Genomic DNA, 2912 nt, shown 5'->3' on the forward strand with positions numbered 1-2912 from the left:
AAGCTTCACTCCTCAAACCCTGCGACCCACTGCCTATAAATAGATTGCAGCTTTATAACGGATTTTAGACAGCTCGTATGACATTTTTTTGAAGCAATCCGTCACATTTTACTTACATGTACATCCCACCGTTCACCGGGATTGTAGCCCCAGTGACGTATGCCGCACCGTCGGATGCAAGAAAAGCGACCACAGACGCGATCTCTTGAGCTTGTCCCAGACGACCCAGCGGAATCTGCGTCTGCAAGGCTTCACGCTGTGCTTCAGGCAGTTCGCGGGTCATATCGGTGTCGATAAACCCTGGGGTTACCGAGTTGACCGTAATCGAACGCGAACCGACTTCACGCGCCATTGCCCGGCTGAAACCTTCCAGACCGGCCTTGGCGGCTGCATAGTTTACTTGGCCTGCGTTGCCCATGGCACCCACCACCGAGCCAATACTGATAATTCGACCCCAACGCGCTTTGGTCATGCCACGCAAAACGCCCTTGGACAGGCGGAACAGACTGTTCAGGTTGGTATCGATGACATCATGCCATTCGTCATCTTTCATGCGCATCATCAGGTTATCGCGGGTGATGCCGGCATTATTGACCAGAATCGCCGGCGCACCGAACTGCTCCTGAATGGTCGCGATCACCTTGCTGACGGATTCGTCGCTGGTGACGTTGAGTTCCAGACCGGTACCCTGAATGCCGTGCTCTTTGAGCGTGGCGGCAATCGCCTCGGCACCCTTGGCGGAGGTTGCGGTACCCACAACGATGGCGCCCTGACGGCCCAGTTCCAGTGCGATAGCCTGGCCGATACCGCGGCTTGCACCGGTGACCAATGCAACTTTACCTTGCAGACTCATGCAAGTTTCTCCTGATTCAGGCCTGCGCTGCACGAGCGGCAGCGAAAGCGTCTGGGGTATTGAGGTTGGAAGTCGAAACGCCTTCGGCGCAACGTTTGTTCAGACCGGCCAGTACTTTGCCCGGGCCACATTCGACCAGATTGGTCGCCCCTTTGGCGGCCAAAGTCTGTACAGACTCGACCCAGCGTACTGGCTTGTAGAGCTGTTCGAGCAGATCACGCTTGAGGGTTTCCAGATCGGCCGGCACTTGCGCGCTGACGTTCTGTACCACCGGGATCTGCGGCGTCTGCCAGTTGATGGCGGCGATGGATTCGGCAAAGCGCTCGGCAGCCGGACGCATCAGTTCGCAGTGCGACGGCACGCTCACCGGCAGCGGCAAGGCACGCTTGGCGCCACGCGCCTTGCAGCCTTCGATGGCGCGCTCAACGGCAGCTTTGGCACCCGCTACTACAACCTGGCCAGGGGAGTTGAAGTTGACGGCACTGACCACTTCGCCCTGCGCCGCTTCAGCACAGGCCGCCAGCACGTCAGCGTCTTCCAGACCGAGAATGGCGGCCATGCCGCCCTGCCCGGCCGGAACCGCTTCCTGCATCAGTTGGCCACGGCGCTCAACGAGCTTTACCGCGTCAGCCAGGCTCAAGCTGCCGGCAGCAACCAGCGCACTGTATTCGCCCAGGCTGTGACCAGCCACAAATGCCGGACGCGCACCACCTTCAGCCAGCCACAGACGCCACAGGGCGATCGATGCGGTCAGAATGGCCGGTTGGGTTTTGTCGGTTTGATTAAGCAGCTCTTCCGGCCCCTGCTGGGTCAATGCCCACAGGTCATAGCCCAAAGCAGCGGAGGCTTCTTGGAACGTTTCGAGGATCAGTGGATGTTGCGCGCCCAGCTCGGCCAGCATGCCGAGGGACTGCGAACCTTGTCCTGGAAAGACGAATGCGAGGGAAGCAGACATGTAACAAGCCCCTAATGATCTTGTCGTCGGAAAATGACGCCCCACTTGGGGACGCAAGAAACTGACAGTTGGATGGCCCTTTGAACCGGGCGGTCACATTTAAGCATTGTCCGACGAAAACGCCTAAGACAACAAATCCTCCAGTCGCCCGTGAAGGCGTTCGGGCAAGTTCTCCTGAATCTCGATCAGCGCACGCTGAATCGCACTCTGAAAGCCCTGAACCCCCGCAGAACCGTGGCTTTTCACCACGATGCCCTGCAAGCCGAGAAAGCTTGCGCCATTGTGTCGCGCCGGCGCCAGATCAGCCTGCAAGCGCTTCATCAATGGCAGCGCCAAGGCACCGATTGCGCGCGAAGCCATGTTCTTTTTGAACAAAGCCTCAATGCGCGCAGCAATCATCGTTGCCAAGCCTTCGCTGGACTTGAGCAGAATATTGCCGACAAATCCGTCGCACACCACCACATCCGCCTCACCGCGATACAGGCCATCACCTTCGACGAAGCCGATGTAGTTGATGCCTCTGGCCGCCTGCAACAGCGTTGCCGCCAACTTGACCTGTTGGTTGCCCTTGATGTCTTCGGTGCCGATGTTCAGCAACGCCACCCGAGGGCGAGCAATACCCAGCGTCTGCGCCGCCACCGAACCCATCACCGCAAACTGCAACAGATGTTCCGCGCTGCAATCGACGTTGGCGCCAAGATCAAGCAACTGGCAATAGCCCTTCTGCGTCGGAATGGCGGCAACCATCGCGGGACGGTCGATACCCGGCAAGGTCTTCAGCACATAGCGCGACAGCGCCATCAACGCTCCGGTATTGCCGGCACTGACACAGGCCTGAGCCTTGCCATCACGCACCAGCTCAAGGGCGACACGCATCGACGAGTCCGGCTTGCCACGCAGGGCCTGAGTCGGTTTTTCGTCCATGGTGATGACTTCGCTGGCCGCAACAATCGTCAGGCGCGCGCGATCGGCAGCCGATTGGCCGTTGATCAATTCTTCAAGAAGGGAGGGTTGACCGACGAGGGTCAGGTGATTGTTGGGATTAGCTTAGTGTATTGATAGTGTGTGATTAAGATTGTTGATGTGTGTGTTGTCCGTTTCATT

2 protein-coding genes and 1 pseudogene are annotated in these 2912 nt (G+C 58.3%); all 3 read right to left on the bottom strand.

All coding sequences use genetic code 11. From position 1 onward, the window contains the following. Positions 1-112: 112 nt before the first annotated feature. Entirely contained in the window at positions 113-853 is a 741-nt protein-coding gene (gene fabG, locus ACIQVE_RS28680; RefSeq protein ID WP_402815202.1) for a 3-oxoacyl-ACP reductase FabG, read from the bottom strand. A gap of 16 nt (positions 854-869) precedes the next feature. Further along, the gene (gene fabD / locus ACIQVE_RS28685) at positions 870-1808 is read right to left on the bottom strand and encodes an ACP S-malonyltransferase (RefSeq protein WP_402815204.1); all 939 of its coding nucleotides are present in this window, start codon (positions 1806-1808) and stop codon (positions 870-872) included. A 123-nt stretch (positions 1809-1931) separates the two neighbouring features. Next, a pseudogene (gene plsX, locus ACIQVE_RS28690) lies at positions 1932-2855 on the bottom strand (phosphate acyltransferase PlsX); the annotation flags it as partial. Between the last annotated feature and the right edge of the window lie 57 nt (positions 2856-2912).

Origin of the sequence: Pseudomonas sp. NPDC098747 (assembly GCF_044760045.1) — a bacterium.
GTDB lineage: Bacteria > Pseudomonadota > Gammaproteobacteria > Pseudomonadales > Pseudomonadaceae > Aquipseudomonas.

Coding starts and splice junctions, on each gene's coding strand:
- fabG (WP_402815202.1), bottom strand. CDS start 853: ATGAGTCTGCAAGGTAAAGTTGCATTGGTCACCGGTGCAAGCCGCGGT.
- fabD (WP_402815204.1), bottom strand. CDS start 1,808: ATGTCTGCTTCCCTCGCATTCGTCTTTCCAGGACAAGGTTCGCAGTCC.